The organism is Nocardia sp. NPDC050710, from assembly GCF_040654375.1.
In the GTDB taxonomy this organism is placed as follows: Bacteria; Actinomycetota; Actinomycetes; order Mycobacteriales; family Mycobacteriaceae; genus Nocardia.
Map to the genome: position 1 here is coordinate 59,175 of NZ_JBFAHV010000021.1, position 21,818 is coordinate 80,992.

Annotated in this window: 21 protein-coding genes and 5 pseudogenes; 13 read left to right on the forward strand and 13 right to left on the reverse strand. The window is 65.2% G+C overall.

Annotation, left to right across the window (positions count from 1 at the left end; translation table 11 throughout):
* Positions 1–24: 24 nt before the first annotated feature.
* Both AB0H61_RS28990 and AB0H61_RS28995 read right to left on the reverse strand, forming a co-directional pair.
* Entirely contained in the window at positions 25–477 is a 453-nt protein-coding gene (locus tag AB0H61_RS28990) for a DUF3558 family protein (RefSeq protein WP_357310604.1), read from the reverse strand.
* Between the two features lie 786 nt (positions 478–1,263).
* Positions 1,264–1,899 (reverse strand): TetR/AcrR family transcriptional regulator, encoded by a 636-nt coding sequence (locus tag AB0H61_RS28995; RefSeq protein ID WP_357310606.1) that lies wholly within the window; start codon positions 1,897–1,899, stop codon positions 1,264–1,266.
* A 48-nt stretch (positions 1,900–1,947) separates the two neighbouring features.
* On the opposite strand from AB0H61_RS28995, the gene AB0H61_RS29000 reads away from it, so the two are divergent.
* On the forward strand, positions 1,948–2,685 hold the full coding sequence (locus AB0H61_RS29000) for an SDR family oxidoreductase (RefSeq protein WP_357310608.1): 738 nt from the start codon (positions 1,948–1,950) through the stop codon (positions 2,683–2,685).
* Positions 2,686–2,723: 38 nt separating this feature from the next.
* The gene (locus AB0H61_RS29005; protein WP_357310793.1) at positions 2,724–2,948 is read left to right on the forward strand and encodes a DUF664 domain-containing protein; all 225 of its coding nucleotides are present in this window, start codon (positions 2,724–2,726) and stop codon (positions 2,946–2,948) included.
* Here AB0H61_RS29005 and AB0H61_RS29010 read toward each other — a convergent pair.
* The 3 genes and pseudogenes from AB0H61_RS29010 to AB0H61_RS29020 form a co-directional block, all read right to left on the reverse strand.
* Positions 2,945–3,469, reverse strand: a pseudogene (locus AB0H61_RS29010) (IS5 family transposase); the annotation flags it as partial. The gene AB0H61_RS29005 and the pseudogene AB0H61_RS29010 sit on opposite strands and share 4 nt — an antisense overlap.
* Positions 3,446–3,868, reverse strand: a pseudogene (locus AB0H61_RS29015) (transposase); the annotation flags it as partial. The pseudogenes AB0H61_RS29015 and AB0H61_RS29010, both read right to left, overlap by 24 nt.
* Positions 3,869–4,419: 551 nt before the next feature.
* A complete protein-coding gene (locus AB0H61_RS29020; RefSeq protein WP_357310610.1) occupies positions 4,420–4,818 on the reverse strand; it encodes a VOC family protein in 399 nt (132 codons plus the stop codon).
* Positions 4,819–4,921: 103 nt separating this feature from the next.
* On the opposite strand from AB0H61_RS29020, the gene AB0H61_RS29025 reads away from it, so the two are divergent.
* Positions 4,922–5,917: a WYL domain-containing protein gene (locus AB0H61_RS29025; protein WP_357310612.1), complete on the forward strand. Its 996-nt coding sequence runs from the start codon at positions 4,922–4,924 to the stop codon at positions 5,915–5,917.
* Positions 5,918–6,430: 513 nt separating this feature from the next.
* Positions 6,431–6,607 (forward strand): annotated as a pseudogene (locus AB0H61_RS29030) (glycine betaine ABC transporter substrate-binding protein); the annotation flags it as partial.
* A gap of 8 nt (positions 6,608–6,615) precedes the next feature.
* Here AB0H61_RS29030 and AB0H61_RS29035 read toward each other — a convergent pair.
* Complete coding sequence (locus AB0H61_RS29035; RefSeq protein WP_357310614.1) at positions 6,616–7,155, reverse strand: hypothetical protein; 540 nt, start codon at positions 7,153–7,155, stop codon at positions 6,616–6,618.
* A 539-nt stretch (positions 7,156–7,694) separates the two neighbouring features.
* Positions 7,695–8,639: an alpha/beta hydrolase gene (locus tag AB0H61_RS29040; RefSeq protein ID WP_357310616.1), complete on the reverse strand. Its 945-nt coding sequence runs from the start codon at positions 8,637–8,639 to the stop codon at positions 7,695–7,697.
* 111 nt (positions 8,640–8,750) lie between these two features.
* On the opposite strand from AB0H61_RS29040, the gene AB0H61_RS29045 reads away from it, so the two are divergent.
* From AB0H61_RS29045 to AB0H61_RS29060, 4 genes and pseudogenes are all read left to right on the forward strand, one after another.
* Positions 8,751–9,716, forward strand: coding sequence for a YafY family protein (locus AB0H61_RS29045; RefSeq protein WP_357310618.1), 966 nt, complete (start codon positions 8,751–8,753; stop codon positions 9,714–9,716).
* The gene (locus AB0H61_RS29050) at positions 9,713–10,333 is read left to right on the forward strand and encodes a YdeI/OmpD-associated family protein (RefSeq protein ID WP_357310620.1); all 621 of its coding nucleotides are present in this window, start codon (positions 9,713–9,715) and stop codon (positions 10,331–10,333) included. Before AB0H61_RS29045 ends, AB0H61_RS29050 begins: the two co-directional genes overlap by 4 nt.
* A 402-nt stretch (positions 10,334–10,735) precedes the next feature.
* Positions 10,736–11,436 (forward strand): annotated as a pseudogene (locus AB0H61_RS29055) (transcriptional regulator).
* A gap of 163 nt (positions 11,437–11,599) precedes the next feature.
* Positions 11,600–12,499: an ADP-ribosylglycohydrolase family protein gene (locus AB0H61_RS29060; protein ID WP_357310795.1), complete on the forward strand. Its 900-nt coding sequence runs from the start codon at positions 11,600–11,602 to the stop codon at positions 12,497–12,499.
* 99 nt (positions 12,500–12,598) lie between these two features.
* On the opposite strand, the gene AB0H61_RS29065 is transcribed toward AB0H61_RS29060, so the two are convergent.
* Together AB0H61_RS29065 and AB0H61_RS29070 are read right to left on the reverse strand one after the other, a co-directional pair.
* Positions 12,599–13,444 (reverse strand): endonuclease/exonuclease/phosphatase family protein, encoded by an 846-nt coding sequence (locus AB0H61_RS29065; protein WP_357310622.1) that lies wholly within the window; start codon positions 13,442–13,444, stop codon positions 12,599–12,601.
* Positions 13,445–13,790: 346 nt separating this feature from the next.
* Positions 13,791–14,027 (reverse strand): hypothetical protein, encoded by a 237-nt coding sequence (locus tag AB0H61_RS29070; RefSeq protein ID WP_357310624.1) that lies wholly within the window; start codon positions 14,025–14,027, stop codon positions 13,791–13,793.
* Positions 14,028–14,573: 546 nt separating this feature from the next.
* Here AB0H61_RS29070 and AB0H61_RS29075 point away from each other — a divergent pair.
* Both AB0H61_RS29075 and AB0H61_RS29080 read left to right on the forward strand, forming a co-directional pair.
* Positions 14,574–15,245, forward strand: coding sequence for a VOC family protein (locus AB0H61_RS29075; protein WP_357310626.1), 672 nt, complete (start codon positions 14,574–14,576; stop codon positions 15,243–15,245).
* Between the two features lie 137 nt (positions 15,246–15,382).
* Positions 15,383–16,027, forward strand: coding sequence for a hypothetical protein (locus AB0H61_RS29080; protein WP_357310628.1), 645 nt, complete (start codon positions 15,383–15,385; stop codon positions 16,025–16,027).
* Here AB0H61_RS29080 and AB0H61_RS29085 read toward each other — a convergent pair.
* Positions 15,928–16,754 (reverse strand): annotated as a pseudogene (locus AB0H61_RS29085) (serine hydrolase domain-containing protein). The gene AB0H61_RS29080 and the pseudogene AB0H61_RS29085 sit on opposite strands and share 100 nt — an antisense overlap.
* A gap of 210 nt (positions 16,755–16,964) precedes the next feature.
* Between AB0H61_RS29085 and AB0H61_RS29090 the strand changes: the two are divergent.
* Together AB0H61_RS29090 and AB0H61_RS29095 are read left to right on the forward strand one after the other, a co-directional pair.
* Positions 16,965–17,906, forward strand: a complete 942-nt coding sequence (locus AB0H61_RS29090) for a helix-turn-helix domain-containing protein (RefSeq protein ID WP_357310630.1) — start codon at positions 16,965–16,967, stop codon at positions 17,904–17,906.
* Positions 17,907–18,127: 221 nt separating this feature from the next.
* A complete protein-coding gene (locus tag AB0H61_RS29095) occupies positions 18,128–19,030 on the forward strand; it encodes a class I SAM-dependent methyltransferase (protein ID WP_357310632.1) in 903 nt (300 codons plus the stop codon).
* Between the two features lie 124 nt (positions 19,031–19,154).
* On the opposite strand, the gene AB0H61_RS29100 is transcribed toward AB0H61_RS29095, so the two are convergent.
* The 3 genes from AB0H61_RS29100 to AB0H61_RS29110 all read right to left on the reverse strand — a co-directional run bounded on the left by AB0H61_RS29100 (position 19,155) and on the right by AB0H61_RS29110 (position 21,103).
* Positions 19,155–19,625, reverse strand: a complete 471-nt coding sequence (locus tag AB0H61_RS29100) for a VOC family protein (protein ID WP_357310633.1) — start codon at positions 19,623–19,625, stop codon at positions 19,155–19,157.
* Positions 19,622–20,599, reverse strand: a complete 978-nt coding sequence (locus AB0H61_RS29105) for a DUF5996 family protein (protein WP_357310635.1) — start codon at positions 20,597–20,599, stop codon at positions 19,622–19,624. The genes AB0H61_RS29100 and AB0H61_RS29105 overlap by 4 nt, the downstream gene beginning before the upstream one ends.
* Before the next feature lie 378 nt (positions 20,600–20,977).
* Entirely contained in the window at positions 20,978–21,103 is a 126-nt protein-coding gene (locus AB0H61_RS29110) for a hypothetical protein (RefSeq protein ID WP_357310637.1), read from the reverse strand.
* 87 nt (positions 21,104–21,190) lie between these two features.
* Here AB0H61_RS29110 and AB0H61_RS29115 point away from each other — a divergent pair, with 87 nt between their 5' ends.
* Positions 21,191–21,742, forward strand: coding sequence for an AAA family ATPase (locus tag AB0H61_RS29115; RefSeq protein WP_357310639.1), 552 nt, complete (start codon positions 21,191–21,193; stop codon positions 21,740–21,742).
* Positions 21,743–21,818: the final 76 nt, after the last annotated feature.

Sequence of the window (21,818 nt, forward strand, 5' to 3'; positions counted from 1 at the left end):
ATCTAGCTTTAAGTGGAAGCGGCACTATCCAGCAGGCGGTAGATAGCTGACCAGCGCGGTCGCCACATGAGTGGCGACGATGCAGGGATCTTCTTCTCCATCAAGTTGGTTGATTACGTTGAATACAACATTCGAGTTCTCTGTCTCGAGACGTACAGCGCACATGAACCGAGGCTCGACGCCTGCAAAGCGGTAGCGGTAGCCCGCGTAGGTGCCGATGTCGACCTCGGTAAGAGCATCGGTCTCCGACTTCCAGTCATCGAGGCGTGCCTTCGTCTGGTACTGCACTTCCGGCGCATAGCCCGTTGTCGAGTTCACCCAGGCGCATTTTCTGCCGGGTGATTGCACTCGAGACTTGTAATCGAACCCGAGTTGCTGCATGGCCGACTCGGGGAAGGCTGCACAGGGATCCCATTGCGGTGCTTCGCCGCTCGTTGTTTTGGACGGACCGCAACCCGCCACCATCGCCGAGAGCAAGGGGCAAGCACCGCCACCACAACCCGAGTCCGCTTCAACTCTCGGGGCAGAGGTAGCCGCATTGGGCTGAGTGCGACGCGGAGCAGTGGGCGTGGTCGGGTCTCGATCGCGACCGACACCTCATCCAATGCGGACGCGAGTTTCCGTGATTGCTCAATGTTGGTTTCAGACACGGTTCCCCCTGCTTCCACGGCTCGGAACACGGTGCGATTGACTCCGTGCCATAGACGTTCAGGGGCAAACGATAGTCGCATGCGGCCGATCGTGGCGATGGCGAGTCCAGATGTCGAAACCGACGGGTAACACGGCCGGGTTGTATTCGATAAAGGTTCGGTCGATGTCGCAGGTCAGGAGCTGGGCGTGAGGCCCGCGGCGGGCACCCGGTAACCCCCGTGCGCTGCAACGTACTACGTTTCACCGGCATCGCCGGGCGGATCGCGCTCGCGTACGTCCTGTAATACCGCGTGGCACACGGTTCGGCCAAACTGCGCCGACCGCCCGATCATCAACGGGCGGAGGCTATCTCGGCATCGACAACGCACTGAAATGCCGAATTGAGTGTGTTTAGCCAGCCGGTGACGACGCGTTTGGATCCGGCGAGTATGGCCGCAAGCTCACGACTGATGTTGGGTATCCACGTACAGTTGCTACCTTGGCCGGACGCCGCTTCCCAGCGCCTTGCAACACAGACCACTACTGAGACACGGCCTAGCCGGCGGATCACGTGCCCGTGATGGCACCAAGTTAGTTCTCGCGGGCCGGACTGTGCCCGGTTGCGAGGCGTTTCTACGCCTCGGGCATGGGCAGGACCGCCAGTGCGGTGTCTGCAATGTTCCGCAGCGTCTCCGGGTCCAGGCCGGCCTTGCCTACCGCCTCGATGCCGCGGACCACCGTTAGCAGCAGTGCCGCCAACCGCTCCGGATCCGCGGCGCTGTCGATGGCGCCGTGGCGCTGGGCGGCGCTGATCTCCGTCCGCAGCAGGATCAGCAGCGCCGTCATGGTCTCGGCCGACCGCCCGGCGACCGTCGGATCGTGCTGGGCCAGTTCCGCTGCGCCCTTGGCCAACAGGCACCCGCGGCGCTCGGTGTCGGAAGCGGTGTTCTCCGCCATTAGGTGCACGTATCCCGACAGCCGGGCCAAGGCCTCTGCGTCCGGGCCACCTGCCAGCCGCCCTTCGGCCACCTCGACGACTGCGGTGCACCAGTCGCCAAACACACGGTGGAACAGCTTGCCCTTGTCGCCGAAGGCGCCGTACAGGCTGCCCTTGCCCAGGCCGGTCGCCTGGGCGATGTCGTCCATCCGTGTCCCTGCGAAGCCCGTCGCCCAGAACTGCTCCCGTGCTCGCTCCAGGACTTGGCGTTCGTCGAATGCGCGTGGTCTCGGCATGGCGTCAGCGTACTGATTCTTGACTCGTTCGTCCATTACTGGCTATATTATGGACGATCCATTCCATAACTGAAAGGGTTGTCCATGCCAGGCGTACTGCAGGAGAAGGTAGCCGTGGTCACCGGAGGGACCAGCGGGATCGGGCTGGCCATCGCCCACCGCTTCATCCAGGAGGGCGCACGGGTCTTCGTGACAGGCCGGGACGCTGACCGCCTCGAAGCGGCGGTGAAGGAGATGGGCCCGGCGGCAACCGGCGTACGGTCCGACGTCTCGGTCCTGGCCGACCTCGACGCGCTCTACGCGCAAGTCCGCGAGGAGGCCGGGTGCATCGACGTGCTGGTGGCCAACGCGGGAATCGTCGCGGACGCGGCGCTCGGCGCCCACACCGAGGCGAACGTCGACCTGACGCTCGCCGTCAACGTCAAGGGCCCCCTTTTCACCGTCCAAAAGGCGCTCCCGCTGCTGGCAAAGGGCGCCTCCGTCGTGGTCATCGGTTCGAGCAACAGCGTGCGCCCCAACGAGCACCTCGAGGTCTACAGCGCCTCGAAGGCGGCGGTGAGCAACCTCGTACACAACTGGGCTCGGCAGTCGCGGGAGCGTCAGTTCCGGGTCAACGTGCTCAGCCCGGGGCCCACGCGGACCCCCGGCCTGCTGGGCGCCGCGGGGCCGGACGTCGATCAGTTCGCCGAGGCAGTCGTGCCCCTGGGGCGGCTGGCCGATGCCGAGGAGATCGCCGAGGCGGCCCTCTTCCTGGCCTCGGACACCTCGTCGTTCGTCACCGGCGCCGAACTCTTCGCCGACGGCGGCTACACCCGGGCCTAAACGACGGCCGGTGGTGCGCATCCGGTTCCCTCGAAGCGATCTGGCGCACTACCAGCCGCGCGTGTGCGTCGTACGAGGCCCAGTACGCCAACGAGATCGTGGCCGCGGCCTCTTTGGACGACGTCGGCCGCCACCCCGACTACCTCTCCGGCAACGCCAACATCTGCTGGACGCTCATCCATCTCGTTGAGGAGACCGGACGGCACGCGGAGCACGCGGACATCGTGAGGGAGCTGCTCGACGGGGCGAAGGGGTACTACTAGGTCTCTCCGGTGGGTCGCGACCGGAGCCAAAGTCGGATCGAGGCAACGGTGACGGTGCCGTAGAAGACGTAGGCGCGTTTGTCGAACCTCGTCGCCACAGCCCGGAAGCTCTCGAGGGCATTGATCGTCCGCTCCACCTCGTTCCTGCGTTTGTAGATCGTCCTGTCGAAGCCGACGGGCCGACCGCCTCTGCTGCCTTTGTGCTGTCGGTTGGCCCGCTGGTTCTTCGGTTCGGGGATCGTGTGCTTGATCTTGCGTCGCCGCAGGTAGCGGCGGTTGCGACGGGATGAGTAGGCCTTGTCTTCGCCGAGATGGCCAGGCCGAGTCCGCGGTCGCCCGCCATCCCGGCGGGCGACACGGACACGCTCCATGACCGGGATGAGCTGCGGAGCGTCGCCCCACTGCCCCGGGGTGATCAGCAAGGCGAGTGGGTGGCGCCCGCCCTCACCGGCAAGGTGGATCTTGCAGGTCAAGCCACCCCGTAACAGTTCAGTGCGGGCACGACCGAGCTCGTCACGACGATCGACCAGCAGACCCAACGCGACCAGGTCCGGATCCGCCTGTACCCGGCGCAGATTCGGCGACCGCAACGCCGCCAGCGCGACCGAATGCGCGTCGACCGGGTCGGTTTTGCGGCCGTTGCCTGTGGCGAATACCCGCACCTGCGCCGACAGTTTTGCCGGCACGTCGATGACGGTTTCCTCGTCGGCCACCAGCCGGTGCGCCACATGCCGTCCGACACCGTTGCAGCCCTCGATCGCCCACACCCGTTGCGGAAATCGTTGTGCCGCACAGAGCATTTCACCGTATCCGGCGGTGTCGGTACCGTAACGCCCGGTCGCGAGAATCTTCGCGTCGAGTTCGATGATTTCGACGGTAGCCGAGCGTTTGTGCGGGTCCATTCCGATGATGACCGGCATCGCTATCCTTCCAGATCGACGGATAGGTATCCGTGCAGGAAGGCACCGCTACTTCGAGCCAGAGCAGACCCCCTTTCCAGCCACACCCGCACGGTAACCCGGTGGGACGCAAGCCATTAGAGAGCCACACCGACGACACTGGTGGGCAGCCGCTCAGGGACCTCCCACCGGTACCTGGGGCTGATCCTGGCCGGGATCAAGCCCTACCGCCAGTCTTACGTAGCCGCTGATCGCGCGGGCTGCTCCGGGCCTTGAGAGTGCAGAGGCGGCCCTGTTCGCCGGGGTGAGATGTCAGTTACACACTCCTCAAATGCCCGCACACGGGAGGGAGACGACGATGTCACCTCTCCGTACTCCCTACAGCAGCCCCATGATTCGGCGCGGCGAGAGCGCGGATCGTGGTCGATCGGTTAGGCAGCGGTGGAAACCGCCACCACCGGTCCGCGGACCCGGGACACGGGGTCCGGCGCGGACGGATGTCCCCAGAGCGGTCTTCGACCACATCGCTACCATCAAGTCGGCAAGCATCCTGAAATGCCGATGAGCGGACGTCAACTGGCGAACTTCGCGGCGGCCTGCGCGGTGACCGGGGTGAAGAGGTTGATCAGGTTGCCGTCGGGATCGCGAAACAGCAACGACCGGTTCCCCCACGGCATCGTCGTGGGCTCGTTGACGAAATCCTCGACCGTATCTCGCAACCGCCGGTAATCGGCATCGACGTCGGGGACCAGGAATTCGATGATCGCCGTGTGATTGTCGGCTGGGTGCGCGCTGCCCGCAGCGAACAGCGCCACGGTGCGGGTGCTTCCGATCGCGAGGGTGCCGGCCGGTGTGACGATTTCGGCGAAATCCGGTGTAGCCCAGTTTGCTTCGACGCCGGTCACGTGGTGATAGAAACTGACCAGCCGCTGGATGTCGTCAGTGATCAGACGGATCGAGACGAGCTTCATTGTGTGCTCCTGCTGTCGGATGAGGCGGAGGTTCCACCGCCGCACGCCACGGTAGAGCCGATACCGGACAGTTTCCGCCCGGTATGGATGCGAGAATTTCCCGATGACGCGCCCCACCGCCCGAGTGCTGGCCCTGCTCGAGCTGTTGCAGACCGGCGGCACTCATACCGTCGGCGAACTCGCCGGACGGCTCGGCGTCGATGAACGCACCGTCAGGCGATACGTCACACATCTCACCGACCTGGATATCCCGGTCCGATCGGTGCGGGGCCGCTACGGGGGATACCGGCTCGCTCCCGGATACCGAATGCCACCGCTGATGCTGACCGACGACGAGGCGGTGGCCGTGTTACTCGGGCTCCTCACCAGCCGCGGCGCCGACCGGCCGACAGCGGCCGCCCGCGCAGCCGACAGCGCGACGGGCAAACTCCGCCGCGTCCTACCCCCACGTCTGACGGCCTGGCTGGACGCACTGATCAACACCGTCGAATTCACCGCCGACGCGCGCCCAGAAGTGGCTGTCGAGACCGCCGTCCTGCTCCGGCTCGCCGAGGCCACCCGCGAGCACCGACCGGTCGAAATCGGGTACACCGACCGAAACAGCCGGTCCAGCCAACGGACCGTGCACCCCTACGGGCTCGTCGACCACTCCGGCCGGTGGTATCTGACAGGGATGGACAGCAACAGCGACGAACTACGCCAGTTCCGGCTGGACCGCATCACCGCGGTGAGCACACAGCCCGGAAAGTTCGCTCCGCCCAACGGATTCGAGCCAGCCGCTCATCTGCTGTCCGCATTAGCCAACGCGCCCTATCGGCACGAGGTATCGATCCGAGTCCAGGGGACACTCACTCAGGTCCGCCCGCTGCTCCCTGCGACGATCGCGACCGTGCATGAGATCGACTCGCAGCCCGCCGACACCGACCCGTGGGTCCGGATCCGAATCCGCGCCGAACAACTCGACTGGATTCCCGCCCTGCTCGCCGGCCTGAACCGCCCGTTCATCATCGAGCACCCCGACACACTCAACGACGCCGTACGCGCCCTGGCCCGCCGACTCACCGCGGCCGCCGACGGCCGATACCAAACCCAGAGGTAGCAGCCCGGACGCTTGGTAATGCCGCCTATCGCGCGGTCGGACAGCCTGTCTGGCACTCGAAATGCCTCCTGGGCGCTGACTGAACCGGCCGACCCGGTTGGTGGTGGAACTGAGAGAGGAATTCTGAGCTGTTCTTCGCGCTGCTCAGGCGACATGGAGTACGTAGTGCGCGCATCTGGCCGGGGTGAGATGTCGGTTACACACTCCTCAAATGCCTGCGTACGGGGAGGGAGACGACGATGTCACCTCTCCCTACTCCCTACAGCAGCCCCATGATTCGGCGCGGCGAGAGCGCGGATCGTGGTTGATCGGTTAGGCAGTGGTCGAAACCGCCAACACCGGTCCGCGGACCCGGGACACGGGGTCCAGCGCGGACGGATGTCCCCAGATCGGTCTTCGACCACATGGCTACCACCAAGTCGGTATAAGCATCCTGAAATGCCGATGTGGGTGCGATCAGTGAATGTTTCGAAGCGCTTCTTCGCGGTGTTATCGGTCCCGATGCGGGTGGGCGTCGTGCGCAGCGCGATCATCGACGAATACCCGGCACTGCGCGCTCTGCTCGGCACCATCTCCGAGCGCCTCACCGACCAGCTCATGCAGGACCTCAACTGCCGCGTCGACATCGACGGAGAAGACCCTGCCGATGTCGCCTACGACTGGCTCCGCAGCGAAAAGGTGGTCGAATAGCGGAGCTGCTAGAGGGCGCAGCCGATCACACGGGCATCCTCGAGCGGAACACCGTGCCTGTTCACACAGTCGATTGCGTCGTCGACCCCCATCAGGCGCCACCCCACCGGTGCGGAGTACTTGAACATGTACACGACCGGGTGCAGGGTGCCTTTCGGTTGGCTCAGCGCCGTCGCATAGTTCCCGCTGCACCGCGCATTCTGGAGATCGGCCAAGGGAATGTCGGGCGATGCCGTCATTCGCAGCGTGGTGATGAGGTATTCGCGGGTAACCACCGCGCAAGGTGTGGCCGTCGTCGGTGCGGCTGTCGTCGGTGCGGCCGTGGTCTTCGGCGCCGGCGAGGCAGCCGGCTCCGGCTCCTCGTCGGCAGGTGATGTGGTGTCGGTCGTGGGCGCGACGGACCCGGGGGCGGGGGCTGTGCCCCGAGTGGATGTGGAAACGGTGCTCGATGCCGAAGGGGCGGCGTCGGAGGCGCCCTCGCTACCGCACGCCGTGAGAGCCACCGCGAGGGTGACCGCCGCGGTCGCGAGCAGAACAGATCGGGTCATATTTTCCTCCGCACTAGAGGCCGCCCAACTGGCCGCCGCTTCCAGATCATCTGAGCGCGTGAAGATTTCATTACAACCGCGAACTATGGTGGAACTCACAGGACGAATCCGAAGGGGGACATCTTCGTGAACACCGACATGCGAGAGCGTGGCCGGGTGGTGCCGACCGCTCAGCCGCGACTCTGACGCGGCGAAGGTCGCTTCGAAGGTTGAGCGTCCGCTAGTGCACTGACCATGTTGCCCGGCGGGGCATCTTCGCCTGCCGGGCAACGCCAACAACACCGGCGGTGTCCGCGCGGAGCTTCCCATTGTCGGAAAATTCACTGCCCCCTATGCCGATCGGTTGGCCAACTCGGTCAAGTAGCGGCATATTCGAAGTCCCCAGCTGGATTTCGTCATCGACGATGCTGTCGGCACCCCTGCCAGCGGCCAGATGCGATAGTCCAAAGATCAACGGCCCGAGGCTATCTCGGGCCGTTGGCGTCCGCGTGGAACCGACTACCGGATGTCTCTCGGGGGCGAGTGATCAGCGCGGAGCGTCAGCTTGCGTCCTGTCGTTGCAGCCACTCCAGGATCGCCCGGTTCACCTCGTCCGGCCTCTCCTGTTGGATCCAATGACCGCTGTCCACCGTGACTTCTTCCACGTTGGGCACGAACGTCGTGAGGTTCTCGGCTCGCGCTACCGCGTCGCGGTCGCCGTAGATCATGAGCGCGGGCTGGTGCACGATCGGGTTCACATCCGCGAGCAGATGCCAGTTGCGGTCGAGGTTGCGGTACCAGTTGATGCTGGGCGTGAAACCCGAAGACTCGAAGGCGGAGACGAATACGTCCAACTCGCTGTCGCTCATGACCGGTTCGCCGAGCGGTTTCTCCGCTCTGGCGAGGTCGATCATCGCCATGCCCGGTCGCGGCTCGGCCTGGGGTTCGTTCTTGCGGTACAGGTTGCGTAGGAACCGGGAGGTGTTGGCGTCGAGGACGGCGTCCGCGACGCCCGGCTGCCGATTGAAGTGCACGAAGTAGAAGTCGCAGCCCAACGCGGCTTCCATAGACTCCAACCAGGGTGTCTCCCCGCGCTCTTGATACGGCAGGCTCAGGTTGATCACCTTGTTCACGCGGTTCGGGTGCAACAGGGTCAGCCCCCAGACGACGAAGGACCCCCAGTCGTGACCGACGAAGGTGGCATCGTCGTAGCCGTAGTGATCGAGCAGTGCGACGAGGTCACCCGACAGAGCGTCGATGTCGTAGTCCGTCACGTCGGCCGGACGGGACGAACGGCCGTAGCCGCGCTGATTCGGGACGATGACGTGGTAGCCCGCCGCGACAAGCGCGGGCACCTGATGGCGCCACGAGTAGGCGTGCTCGGGCCATCCGTGACACAGCACGATGGGTTTCCCGGCGTTGTGTCGACCGGCTTCGAAGACTTCGACTTCCACTCCGTTGACCGGAAGCAGGATCGGCTGGGGAAAGTCGGCGGCTGGGTACACAGGTGCTCCTCGGGATTGATGACCGATCTCTTGGACGGATCGATTCGATTGCCGCGACTGTAGGAAACATTGTGGACAGGATCGGTCCTGGAAGGACGGCAGACTGAAGACATGCGAAACGATCCCACGGGTCGAGCGCTTCGGTTGCTCTCGCTGCTTCAGACCCATCGCTTCTGGCGCTGTGGTGAGCTCGCCGCACGGCTCGAGGTCACCGAGCGAACGGTGCGCCGTGACGTCGACCGCCTCCGTGAGCTCGGGTACCCGATCGATTCCACGTCGGGAAAATACGGGGGATACCGACTCGAGGCGGGCGCCCACGTGCCGCCGCTGGTCGTCGACGACGACGAGGCCGTCGCGGTCGCGGTCGGACTGCGCTACGCGGCCGAGGCCGCCATCGAGGGGATGGAGGAGACGTCGCTGCGCGCGCTGACGAAGATCGAGTCGCTCCTGCCCCATCGACTACGCCGACGTGTGTCGGCGCTGCACTCGACTGTCACACCGATGCGTCGGACCGCCGAGGACGCCATCATCGACCCGGAAGCGCTCAGTGCCCTCGCCGCGGCATGCCGGGACCGGGAGCACGTGCGGTTCGACTACCGACGCGGTGATGGTGGCGACAGCCGGCGAATCGTGCAGCCGCACGGACTCGTCACCGCGGGACGGCGGTGGTATCTCGTCGCATGGGATCGGGATCGCGGCAGCTGGCGGACCTTCCGGCTGGACCGGATCCGGGAGGTCGGAGCGGCAGGCGGTCACTTCGAGCCCCGCGCGATCCCCGGCGGCGATGCGGCGGCCTTCGTCGCGAACTCACTCGGCTCGACCTGGAGCCCGCAGGAGGCGACGCTGTCCGTCCACGCTGGGTTCGCCGAGCTCGAGGGCGTGCTCCGGTGGATCGACCACACACCGATCGAGGTGGAAGGGGACCGCTGTGTGGTCCGGATCCGCAGCGAGGATCTCGGACGCCTCGCCATGACGGTCGCCCGCATCGCGCTCACCACCCCGGTCACGGTCATCGAACCGGCCGAACTCGCAAACACCGTCCGGCGCCTGGCCACTCACCTTACGGAGGACACATGACCTCATCGGAATCGCCGCGATCGGCATCCGACCACGCCGCGACCTGGAAGTTCGACTACCCGATCTTCCACGCCGAGACCCGGGCACAATGGCGGAACTGGCTCGGGCACAACCACGCATCCACTCGCGGCGTGTGGTTGTGCTCCTGGCGCGCCGGTGCCGAACGCCCACGCTGCCCGTACCCCGAGGCCGTCGAGGAGGCCATCTGCTTCGGATGGATCGACTCCACCAACACCATCCTCGACGACGAGCGCGGCTTGCAGCTGTTCACGCCACGCCGCACCAAGAGCGCGTGGACCCGGCTCAACCGCCGACGCGCAGCCGACATGGCCGACCAGGGCCTCATGACCGACGCGGGCCGCCGCGCCATCGCGGCGGCGAAGTCCAACGGCTGGTGGACCATCGCCGACCAAATCGAAGACCTCCGAGAGCCACCCGAACTGGCGGCGGCCCTCGACCGGGACCCACCGGCCCGCGCCCACTGGGACCGATTCCCGCCCAGCGCGCGCAAGATGATGCTGTGGTGGATCGTCAGCGCCGCGCGAGACGCCACACGAGCGAATCGGATCACCCACGTCGTCACCGAGGCACACGACGGTCGACGCGCCCGCGGGTGAACATCATCGCGCGCGTATCGACCAGGCCTCGGTCTCCAGGTTGCAGACTGGGCATCATGCCGAGTTCAGGACGGTGGATCGCCTCCTCTCCGGCGTCGGCCGCCCATACTCTGCGCCGATGTCACGCGCCAGATCGACAGCAGCACCGAGCAGATACGCGTCGCACGCACAGTAATGCCGCCTACCGCACGACCAGCCAGCCTCTCCGATACTTGCAATGCCGCCTGCGTGCAGCCTTGATCGGCTGACCGGGTCGGTAGTGGAACTGAGCGAGGAATTCTGAGGTGTTCTTTGCGCTGCTCAGGCGATGTGAAGTACGTAGCGTGCGCATCTGACCCCGGGGTGAGCGTCGACTACTGCGTACGGCTCGAACAGGGCCGGATCGGCGCCGTCTCCGATCAGGTGCTCGACGCGGTCGCAGGCGCCCTGCGCCTCACCGACACCGAGCGCACGCATCTGTCCCGGCTGGCCGCCCGCCGACGGCCCGCGCGAGATCGAGCACACCGTGCCCAAGTCGATCCCGGTCTGCAACGCCTGCTCGACTCGTGGCCGACCACGCCCGCGCATATTCTCGACCACCGGATGAACGTGGTGGCCGCCAACGACCTGTGTATCGGCCTGTTCGCCGGTGTGGGCTGGGACCTGACCGGCGAATCCAACGGCGCGCGACTGGTCTTCTTCGATCCAGCCGCCCGCGAGTTCTATCTCGAGTGGGCCGAGAAGGCGGAGTCGATCGTCACCTATTTACGGCTGGCCGCGGGCCGTCACCCGGTGACACCGAATTGTCCACTCTCGTCGGCGAACTCGCCGTCGCCAGCCCCGAGTTCGCGACATTGCGGGCGGCGCACCGGGTGGCGGAGAAAGGCAGCGGGACGATGCGGGTGCGCCGCCCTGTAGTCGGGGTGATCACGATGCTGTTCCACGGATTCCCAATACCCGGCGACACCGACCTCACCCTGGTCACCTTCACCCCCGCCGCAGCCGCCGACGAAGAAGCGCTCCGCTTGCTCGGCAGCTGGACCGCACCGGAACCACCGTCACTGGCGCACGGGAAATCGGCTGCCGCGGAGAATGATCCGGCCGCGCAGCGCGAAATCAGCTAGCGGCGTCCGGCAGTGCTGGTCAGACTCCGGTCGCCGCTGCCCTTGCCATTCCCCAGCACAACCTGCGACGGCGCTACTATCAGATGCGATGCGTACCGACCTGATGCTCGATTCGCTGGATGGGCTGTCCGTGGGGGACGCGTTGGGTCAGCGATTCCCTGTTATGGGCCGGTCAATTCCGGACATTTTGGCAGGCAATCCCCCAGCTGGGCAATGGGAGTGGACCGATGACACCGAAATGGCGTGCAGCCTGGTCGCCGAGCTCGGTCGGCATGGTGGGATCGATCAGGATCGGCTGGCTGCCAGGTTCACTGCTCGGTGCGAGCCGCGTCGAGACTATGGCTTCGCAACGGTGGGGACTCTGCGTCGGATCCGGGATGGCGTGCATTGGCGGGTGGCGGCTACCGCCGCGTTCGGTGGTCAGGGTTCCTGCGGCAATGGTGCGGCGATGCGGGTCGCTCCGCTGGGCGCGTTTTACGCGAGTGATCCAGAAAAGGTTGTCGCTGAAGCAGTTCGGTCGGCACAGGTGACACACCTGCACCCAGAAGGGGTCGCCGGGGCGGTCGCGGTAGCGTTGGCCGCAGGGCAAGCAGCTCACGCCCGCATAACCGGAAACCCGCTGGCACCAAGGGAATTCATTACCACAATCATCGAGCGCCTCGGGGACGACGAGATGAGCCAACGGGTGCGCCAGGCCCGCGCCCTACTCGGAGCGCATGTACACGAAGCCGCACAGGTGCTCGGTAATGGATCTCGAGTGACCGCGCAGGACACGGTGCCGTTCACGTTGTGGGTGGCGTCCACACATCTCAACGACTACCCGGCTGCCATCGCCACCTGTCTCGCGGCGGACGGGGATATCGATACCACCAGCGCGATCGTCGGCGGTATCGTCGCCGCCCACACCGGCTGCGGTGGCGGCCCGGGCCGGATCGGGGTACCGGAGGCATGGGTCGCCACGCGAGAACCGTTGCCCAGCTGGGTTTCCACGGTCCGTGCGCAACGGCGCCGGAAATCCGGACTTGGATTCGGCCGCCTACGAGAATGGCTCGTCAGCGACTAGAACGATCCAACCCGAGCTTCTCCGCAGTCCGCAACAGCATCACCGCCTCGGCGACGTTCAATGAACGGTCGAGCTCAGACCTTGTCTCATGTCGTGTGGTTACTGCCGCTCGCGGTCCAAGCGGAGCTGCGCAACCAGGGCGCGGTGGTCCGCGCCCGGTAGGCCCACTGTCTCCACCGAGACGGTGTGACCACTGGCGACGAGGATATGGTCGATTCCGACCAGGGGCGGCCACCGCTTGTCGGTCGGATAGGTGACCAGGTGTCCGGCACCCGCCTGTTCGGCAGCGTCGCCGAAACGTCCCGACAGCATCGCGCGGTATTGCGCATGATCGTAGGTCGCGTTGAAGTCACCACCGACGATCGCAGGCCGGCCCGATGGCGACCGCTCGAGGATTTCGCGCAGCCGGGACAACTCGTCAGCCCAAACCCGCGTGCCGTACACCGGTGGCACCGGATGGAAGGCGTACACCGTGACCGGTCCGGCGCCCGGGATGGTTGCCGTCGCCGAGATCTGGTTCAACACGAACCCGTCGTACTCAACGGTTTCGGAAAGCGGGTAGCTGCTCCAGATTCCCGTCCCGGTCGCGGTCCGTCCGGGAGACAGATACCGGTGCGGCAATAACTGGTCGAGCCCCGCCCGGCCGAGTTCCTCGACCGCCGCAGGCGTGAGTTCATTGACGGTGAGCACGGCGATGTCCCGCGCGCGCACCTCGTCGACCAGCGCCCCAGGATCAGCTCCGTCGAACAACAGATTGGCCTGCATCGCCGTCACCGCAGGTCCGTCGCCGTCGCCCGAGTGACCGACGTACAGCGGAGCTTGCGTCCACACCGCGGTGGCAACGACAACAACCGCCACCCCCGCACCGATCCAGTGCCGCGCGGCGGCAAACACCACGGCCCCACCGAGCGCCGAGCTCATCAGATACGGCGCACCCGAAGCCACCAAAACCAACGGTCGAGACCACGACGGACTGAAGTGCAACGCGACGCCGGCGGCTCCGGTCAGCGTTGCAATCCATGCGAGCAGGTTGCTACCGACTCGAACCACCTTCGACATCACACTCAGCAGTCAAGCACGAGCCCCTCGACGTGTGTCGATGGGCCAGGTTGCGGCTCCCGCTGGTGGTGCCGAACATCATGGCGCGCAATCGGTTACGACACACTCCGAACGAACTACAACGACGTGAGACGCAGTCTTGGCGTTGAGCTGGGTGCGCGGCGGCCATCCGCGGCAGACGACACGACGGCCTCCAGGCGCTCATCTGCCCTGGAGGCCACTCATCCAGCGATCACATCATCCCCGGCATGCCGGGAATCATGTTGAACAGACCCATGAGCATGTTCATCATTTGCATGCACATGCCGGGCATCATCATCGCGATCACCTCCTCGGCCGAGTCACTGATCAGTATTCGCCTACCCGAAATAGGTGTAAACCCGCCTACACCGCTCCGAGGTGGGCCGATAGATACGTGGCAGGTGAGGGGATGGGTCTCCAAATCGGTGACGTGCGGAGCAGCGATCACTCCGGTCGAGCGTTGGTAGAGGACGGAGTTGTCGGTCGACCGACGATCGGAATTGTTGATACTTCGCATCGCCCCTGCGACCCATCGGCGAAACCGTGATTCAACACCGCCGAACCGTGTATGCCCGATGGGACAAATTCCTAGTCAGCCTCGGATACCTCGAACTACCTTGTACCCCGGCACCTCGATTCGTTCTTCGACTTGACAATCCGGCAGATACGAGACCTGCTCTGGCTGGCGAAGGACATGTGTGAACACCTCCAACACCTGCGCTCCAACGAATACATCATCGGTATCAGCAATGGTGAGGCCGCGGGACGCGACCATATTGTTCGTTCCAGCTGGAACTGGAACACCTACTTCGCGACCATGCACTCTTCAATCCGGTGATCGACAACAAGCAACGCGGGGGCGATTATGCAATAGTGCGTAAGTAGCGGCGACCTGGTGAGTCGTGGTCGCCGACGGGGAAGTTAACAACTCCCGCCTTCGTGCCGTCGCCGACCTCGGAATCACCGCAAGTCATCCAAACCGAAGGAGTTTGATATGACCGATACTGGATCACACGGCGAAACCACACTGCTCGATATGAAGCTCGAGATTGTCGTCATTCCCGTTTCAGATGTCGATCGGGCCAAGCGCTTCTATGGCGACCTGGGGTGGCGGCTCGACGCCGACTTCGCCGACGGAGACGACTTTCGGGTGATCCAGTACACGCCGCCAGGCTCTCCGGCGTCAGTCATCTTCGGGAAGAACGTGACCGCGGCGGTTCCCGGCTCCGCCCAGGGGTTGTATCTGGCAGTCTCCGACATCGAGGCCGCCCGCGACGCTCTGCTCCGTCGCGGCGTCGAGATCGGTGAGGTGTTCCACGGCGACGACGGCGTGTATGCCGGCCCGGACGAGCCCTATTTGTTCGGACGGAGCCGGGTGAGCGGTCCAGACCCCGACCGCGGCAGTTACCGCTCCTTTGCATCATTCAGCGATCCCGACAGCAACCGCTGGCTGTTCCAGGAGATCACCACACGATTGCCTGGCCGGATCGACTCAACCGCCACGAGTTTCGCCTCCGCGCAGGATCTTGCCAGCGCGATGCGGCGCGCGTCTGTCGCTCACGGCGAGCACGAGAAAAGAACAGGCGGCCAGTACGACGAAAACTGGCCCGATTGGTACGCCGCCTACATGGTGGCGGAACAGGCGGGCGACCCGTTGCCCTTGTGAACGACGGGTTCGTGCGAGACGTGACCAGCGGAGGGTGGTGCTTTCCTGCGATTCGGCACGCTCCGGCCGCTCGCTCAGCGGACGATGTCACCGGTGGTCGCTCATGATTGTCGGTGGTGCCTGTTAGCTTGCGCGCCATGACAGCACAGGCGCAGCACGGGGTCGCGTTGACGCGGCGAGTCATCGAGTCGGTACAGCGGGACCCCGGCCGGTCGATGTTCGAGCCTGTCGCGTGGGTCGGCCACACCCCGTGGGTGCAGGGAGAGCCCCGGCCGATGCCGGAGGACGCGCTGGCGGGGGCGGTGTTCCCGTCGGGGCGCCCGCTGCCGCCGAGCCTGCGGGAGTGGCTGGCATTCGACGCGGGCCTGTTCGAGCGCCACGGGTGGTTCGCCCCGGACGGCGGCTTCGCGCCCCGCCCGCTGGACCGGCTGGTCGACGACGAGCTAGGGCAACCGTGGGGCGAGACGTACGAGCCGCTGGCCGAGCAGTTCCCGGAATGCTTCCTGCTGCCAGGCGGGTCGGACTCCCGACGCGTGCTGGCGGTGAGTGAGCCGGACTCGCAGGGCGAGTACCCGGTGCTGGCCCTCGACGTGGACGACATGCCGTACGCGGGGCTGATGTACCCGGGCTTCGACGTCTACGCGGCTGAGGCGGCGGGGTTGGTCCACTGCGAGTTCCAGACCTACACCGACCTGGCCGGCGACCCGGTGTACGGGCGGCGCATGCGGGAGCACGCCGTGCGTAGTTTCGCGGGACAGCTGTGTGCGGAGTACCCCTTCTGACCCGTGCCGTTATCCGCGATACCAAGGACGTCCAGCTCGGTCGCGTCGTGGATCGCGGCGTCGGGGCTCGAGTCGAACAGCTTCGTGTAGTGGCGAGAGTGGGGTCCCTCGATGGCGGGGTCGCTACCGTGGGGCAGAGAGGTCGCGGTGAGTGCGAGCGGCTCGATGATGTGGCGGCGGAGCTGGTCGTGCAGGGACGCGCCGGTCGCCGCCTCGATGAGCATTCCGGCGAGTATGTAGTTGGTGTTGCTGTAACCCCAGTCGTGCCCACCGCGAAGGTAGGCGGGTGCGCGAGGGCGATATCGACGAGTGCCGCTGGTGAGTGGGTTTCGCAGCGGTTCAACACCTCTCGGTCGTCGGTGTAATTGAACAGACCGCTGGTGTGGTTCAGCAACTGCCGCACGGTGATCGCGCGACCGTCATTGCCTTTGCCTCGCACTACATTCGGCAGCCACCGGTGCACAGCGTCGTCGAGGCCGAGGAGGCCCTCACCCGCGAGTCGCAGCAGCACGGTGGCCACGAAAGTCTTGGTGGTGCTGCCGATACGAAACCGGTGCTGCGGCAGGCGTGGTCGTCCGGTGGCGGTGTCAGCGACACCCGCCGTACCGAACCATTGGCGTTTACCGTCGCGTACCTCGGCGAGGATTCCAGGCACACCGCCTTCCGTCACCGCTCGATCGAGCACGTCTTGGATCGCGATGGGCGCCGTTGTTTTCGTCATATCCATTCCTTCTTGTTCGTCTTCGCACCGCCACGAAAGCTATGTCGCGTTTCCTAGGTCATCAACCATGCGCAAACGGCTCTATGCCATTTCTCCAGCGATAATCGGCAAATCATTGCAATAGTGATGCCGAGAAACGCAACGACTCGTTGCAATGACGGGGAGGGTTAACGCAGACTGAAGCCGAACCCCGATCCGGAAAGAAACGACGCACCCATGCCCGGAGGCAGGCTGACCGAGCAGGACCGCAGGCATATCGCAGCCGGGCTCGCGGCCGGACTCGACTACGCCGAGATCGCCCGGCGGGTGGGCAGACCCACATCGACCGTCACCCGCGAACTAGCGCGCAACGGCGGACCGCGCGGCTACCGGGCCGACCTTGCGCAGCGAGCCACTCGACGGCGAGCCCGACGACGCATAGCGACTGCACCGCAGGAACTTTCGGCGGCCGCCTTCGAGCGTGACGACGAAACAGTGCGCGAATTCGCTGAACAGTTCGCGGCCTTGATGGTCGATTCCGGCTTACCGCGGATGGCAGCCCGCGTGCTGGCGTCGCTATTCACCACCGATTCGGGCAGCGCAACGGCGGCCGAACTCGCCCGACGGTTGCAGGTGAGTCCCGCGTCGATTTCGAAGGCCGTCGCCTACCTCGACGGGCTCGAGGTGATCCGCCGTGCCAAGGAGGGGCGGCGCGAACGCTACGCCGTCGACGACAACGTGTGGTGCGATGCATGGTCCGATAGCGCCCGCACGACCAACCGTTGGGCGGAGGCCGCCGAGCGCGGAGCCGAAATCTTCGGCGCGACAAAACCGGTCGGTGAGCGACTCGAGCATATGGGCCTGTTCTTCGCCCGACTCGGACGAGATATCGCGGGCGGTCCCGTGGATACCGTGGCGGGCGAGCACGCGCTCACCGTCATCGCCGCGCTCGTGCACTCGGGTACGCAGCTCACCCCAGAGCAGCTTGCCGCCGCGCTGGAGTGGCCCCTCGACCGGGTGACTTCGGCGCTGCACGACGCCGACCGCCACCCCGACCTCGCGGACCCGGTCGCAGTCCGCGGCAACAAGGCCGGGACCTACTATGTGGTCGCACGGCCCGATCGTCTCACCACTGCCCAGCGGCGAAGGCTTGCCGGAACGCATCGTAGACCGCAGTGACGAGGTCGTGGGCGCGGCGGGTCCCGGACAAGCCAGTCGCAGCACTCCACCGGAAATTATCCGGCAACCATAAACCCCTAACGACGGAGAAGCGGTCGGCCAGGGCTCGTTCGGGCGTTGCCCGGAGGTTCTCCATGAGAGGAAGATCGATGGGGTGGATAGCGGGGTGTTGGCTCCGCTTCAGCAGCTCTGATGATCGCTGACACCATGGGGTGATATTGATGCGAACGGACGGAGACAGCTGGGACATCGTGACGAGTGTGGGTCTGACCGCCCTGGGCGTCGCCACGTTTCGCGCACTCGAGACGATTGATCGCGATCCGATGATCCACGACGACTATGCGGCGTGGTTTGTCGAGGCGGCGGGTGAACCGCACTTTCTGCGGATGCTGGACGACCCGGCGTCGGCGGGCGCAATCGGTCTGTTCGGGCGGTTTATGGGGGTTCGGACAAAGTTCTTCGACGAGTTCTTCGCCGCAGCGTGGCGGCGTGGTGTGCGGCAGGCAGTGATCCTGGCATCCGGTCTGGACGCACGAGCGTATCGGCTGGATTGGCCCGCGGGCACAGTCGTCTTCGAGGTCGATCAGCCACGCGTATTGGAGTTCAAGAACCGGGTGCTCGCCGATCACGGTGCTGTTGCCACGGCCGATCGGCGTGCGCTGGCGGTCGATCTGCGCGACGACTGGCCCGCCGCGCTCACTACCGCGGATTTCGATCCCGGGCAGCCGGCAGCGTGGTCGGCCGAGGGGCTGTTGCCGTTCCTGCCGGGTTCGGCGCACGACGCCTTGTTCGAACGTATCGACGCCCTGTCCGCGCCCGGCAGCTGCGTGGCCACCGACGACTTCGGCCGCGGCCTGAACCAGCGCCACTTCGACATGGAGGAAAAGTTCTTCGGCAGCAACCCGTTCGGCAACCTGAACGTGCGCGACCTGTGGTACGACGACGCTCGCGCCGAGCCCGGGGACTGGCTGGCTCAGCACGGTTGGTCGGTCGACCGCGCCACCCCCTTCGACCTGGCGGCCACCTACGGCCGTCCGATCACCGACCTGCCCGCCGACCTGCCCGCCGAGCTGCTCGACCGGATGCGGCAGGCGGGCTACGTATCCGCCGAGAAGCACCGGTGAAACAAGCACCTCGAAATGCCCTGATACCGTATGTCATTGACAGCTGAATGGTCGTGAGAATGTCGAGTACGCTTCGCAATCCCTCCGCGGCGGAACGCCGATATCACCAGGAATACCGGAGCCGCTAACCTTCTTCGGTGTCAGCGCTCCCCGCACCCCGGTCGGCGTATAAGCCGCGGAGCATACCGGTGGCCTGGCCGATCTCGATGAGATACCCGTCCGGGTCGCGGAGATAGCACCGAATCTCGGCTTTGCGGTCGAGTGGTTCGGTGAGGAATTGTGCCCCTTTGGATTTGGCGTCGGAGTAGAATGCGGCGATGTCGGCGACCCGCACGTTCAAGAATGACGAGATCGGATCACCCGGTTCCCGGGGAGCCAGAATGGTATCGGGCTTATCCGGGGTCGGGCCGCCGCCCGGGTTCATGATGATCCAGCTGTTGGCGACCTTGACGATCGCCGGGTTCTCCTCCAGCACGACCCGGCCGCCGAAAATTTCGGCGTAGAAATCTCGGGAGCGAGCCACGTCGCGCACGGTCAGGAAATGCGTCAGGAGCAGTCCCTGTTCGGGAGCAGGTAGGTCGTTCCGATTGGTCACGATTCCCTCCGTGGGTTCGGTGTTCGCTGTTTCTGGTTCCACCGGTGCGGATCACATTCGAGTGCTCGGTCCCACTTGCCGCGTTCGGCGGCCGCTCGATAGGTGGTGTGCAGGAATTCCAGAAGGGTTCGTTCCGGATCTGCGGCGGTGCGTACCGCCTCATAGGGCAGCAGAAACTGGCCGTTGTCGGCGCTGTAGAAGGCCGGCCGAGGACCAACCGGATAGTCGGCGAAGCCGTCGGGTTCGGGATAGGCGTAGGCGTAGAAGGCGCCTTCTTCACCGCCACCCGGCCAGAAACCGCAGCTGCTCAACTCGTGGGAGTAGCCCTCCACCATCACCCAATCACCGCAGTTGGGTGCGCCGCCCGGATGCTTCGGCGCGGTGCGGCCGGAGAACCTGGTGCAGGCCAGATCCATTGCGCCCCAGAAGAAGTGCACCGGGCTCACCTTGCCGATGAAATATGAGCGGAACTCAGTCATTACTCGATGGGCCGAGACCAGTTGACGCCAGAACAGGTGCACGGCGTCGCGATCATAGGAAGCATGCTCGTAGTCGTCGGCGAACGGGATCGCAGGATCGACTTCGTTGGGCTTCGCCTGAATTTCTACCGCAATGCCGAGCTCGTCGAGCGCACGCATCGTTTCGGCATAGAACTCTGCAACCGGCTTGGGTTCGAGCGCGACCTGACGGGCGTTGCCATCACCGGCTCGTATGTGCAACCGATGCTCGTTGAAGTCGAACTCGATGTCGAACACACCGGCCGCATAGGGCATCGCGGAGGTGGTCAAACCCCGCGGGCTGACGTAGAGGGTGACCTGCCACCAGTGGTTGATCATCGGCGCATGACCGAGTCGAATCTTGCCGATGATCTGGGTCCACATATGCACCGTGTCGCGGGTAGCGGTCCACTCCTCGACCCGCAATCGCGGCCAGCGTCTCGACGACGCGGTCTCTGCGCGAGTGGTCTCGGCCATCAGACCTCCTTGGTCCGTCCGTCCGCCCGTCGGTTTCGGTGCCGGTGGCGGCGCGGATTCTGCAACCATGGCGTGGCGTCGCGGGCGTCGGCCCGATGTCAGGCGAAGCCCGCCGCGTGGACGTAGGACAGAAGCTCGAATGCGGGGGCTGTTGCGTCGGTTCGCTTCATTCTGGCTCCCTTTGCCAGGCTGATGGTGTTGGTACAGGGACAAGGGGGTCGGTTCTCCAAGCCCGGGACTCCCTGTCCGGTGTACAACCAACGGCGGCTACACGGACGATCGAGCCGTCGATGAGCATTCCGATTCACCGGGACTACCAGAATCGTAGCGAATGCCTGGCTATCACAGCAGTGTTTCACAACACCCGTCGACGTCGGTTCACGCCGCAGGAAATACCCTGCGCGCGGACGACCCAGCCTCGGCGGACTCGCCGCCCACATCGACGCATTCCTCGTCGTCGACCTGGCCGCAAGCGTCCGCGAAATCCTGCTGGATCACCACCACGCCGCCGTCACCTACGAATCCGTTCGGAACTACGTCATGGACCAGCGCGGATCCACCCGCCGACCCGCCCCCGGTACCCTCGACCCCATGATCATCTGGCTGAACGGGACTTTCGGCGCCGGAAAGACAACCACCGCAACAGAATTGACTACCCTGCTACCCGGATCGCGGATCTTCGACACCGAGGAAGTCGGGATCATGCTCCGCCACGTCCTCGGCACCGAAATCGTCCGGGACTTCCAGGATTGGCAGCCCTGGCGCGGACTGGTCGTGGCCGCGGCCACACAGATCCTCGACTACGTCGGCGGCGCCTTGGTCATTCCCCAGTCCGTTCTCGTCCACCAATACTGGCAGGAGATCCGCTCCGGACTCGAAACCGCGAGCATCCCAGTGCATCACTTCGTTCTCCACGCCGAACGCGACGAACTGCTCCGCCGCATCGAAACCGACCCCACCACACCGAACTCGACATGGCGCCTCGAGCACCTCGACGACTACAACGCCGCCCGTTCCTGGCACCGCAGGGAAGCCCACGTCATCGATACCACCGAATTGCAGCCGCGCCAGGTCGCGAAACTGATTGCCGCACAAGCCGATCAATCCCGAACAGCGACAACCGACCGTTATCCGCCCAACTGACGACGCAGCACCTTGGCATCCCTCGCCCCTCACGGCAGCGACCCACGATTCGGATCACCACGATCGGCTGGTCCAC

Bases quoted from the DNA above. Each gene is read 5' to 3' on its own strand.
- AB0H61_RS28995 (WP_357310606.1), bottom strand. From the start codon at position 1,899: ATGGACGAACGAGTCAAGAATCAGTACGCTGACGCCATGCCGAGACCA.
- AB0H61_RS29090 (WP_357310630.1), top strand. From the start codon at position 16,965: ATGCCCGGAGGCAGGCTGACCGAGCAGGACCGCAGGCATATCGCAGCC.
- AB0H61_RS29045 (WP_357310618.1), top strand. From the start codon at position 8,751: ATGCGAAACGATCCCACGGGTCGAGCGCTTCGGTTGCTCTCGCTGCTT.
- AB0H61_RS29020 (WP_357310610.1), bottom strand. From the start codon at position 4,818: ATGAAGCTCGTCTCGATCCGTCTGATCACTGACGACATCCAGCGGCTG.
- AB0H61_RS29035 (WP_357310614.1), bottom strand. From the start codon at position 7,155: ATGACCCGATCTGTTCTGCTCGCGACCGCGGCGGTCACCCTCGCGGTG.
- AB0H61_RS29025 (WP_357310612.1), top strand. From the start codon at position 4,922: ATGACGCGCCCCACCGCCCGAGTGCTGGCCCTGCTCGAGCTGTTGCAG.
- AB0H61_RS29080 (WP_357310628.1), top strand. From the start codon at position 15,383: ATGACAGCACAGGCGCAGCACGGGGTCGCGTTGACGCGGCGAGTCATC.
- AB0H61_RS29115 (WP_357310639.1), top strand. From the start codon at position 21,191: ATGATCATCTGGCTGAACGGGACTTTCGGCGCCGGAAAGACAACCACC.
- AB0H61_RS29105 (WP_357310635.1), bottom strand. From the start codon at position 20,599: ATGGCCGAGACCACTCGCGCAGAGACCGCGTCGTCGAGACGCTGGCCG.
- AB0H61_RS29050 (WP_357310620.1), top strand. From the start codon at position 9,713: ATGACCTCATCGGAATCGCCGCGATCGGCATCCGACCACGCCGCGACC.
- AB0H61_RS29060 (WP_357310795.1), top strand. From the start codon at position 11,600: ATGGGCCGGTCAATTCCGGACATTTTGGCAGGCAATCCCCCAGCTGGG.
- AB0H61_RS29075 (WP_357310626.1), top strand. From the start codon at position 14,574: ATGACCGATACTGGATCACACGGCGAAACCACACTGCTCGATATGAAG.
- AB0H61_RS29095 (WP_357310632.1), top strand. From the start codon at position 18,128: ATGCGAACGGACGGAGACAGCTGGGACATCGTGACGAGTGTGGGTCTG.
- AB0H61_RS29000 (WP_357310608.1), top strand. From the start codon at position 1,948: ATGCCAGGCGTACTGCAGGAGAAGGTAGCCGTGGTCACCGGAGGGACC.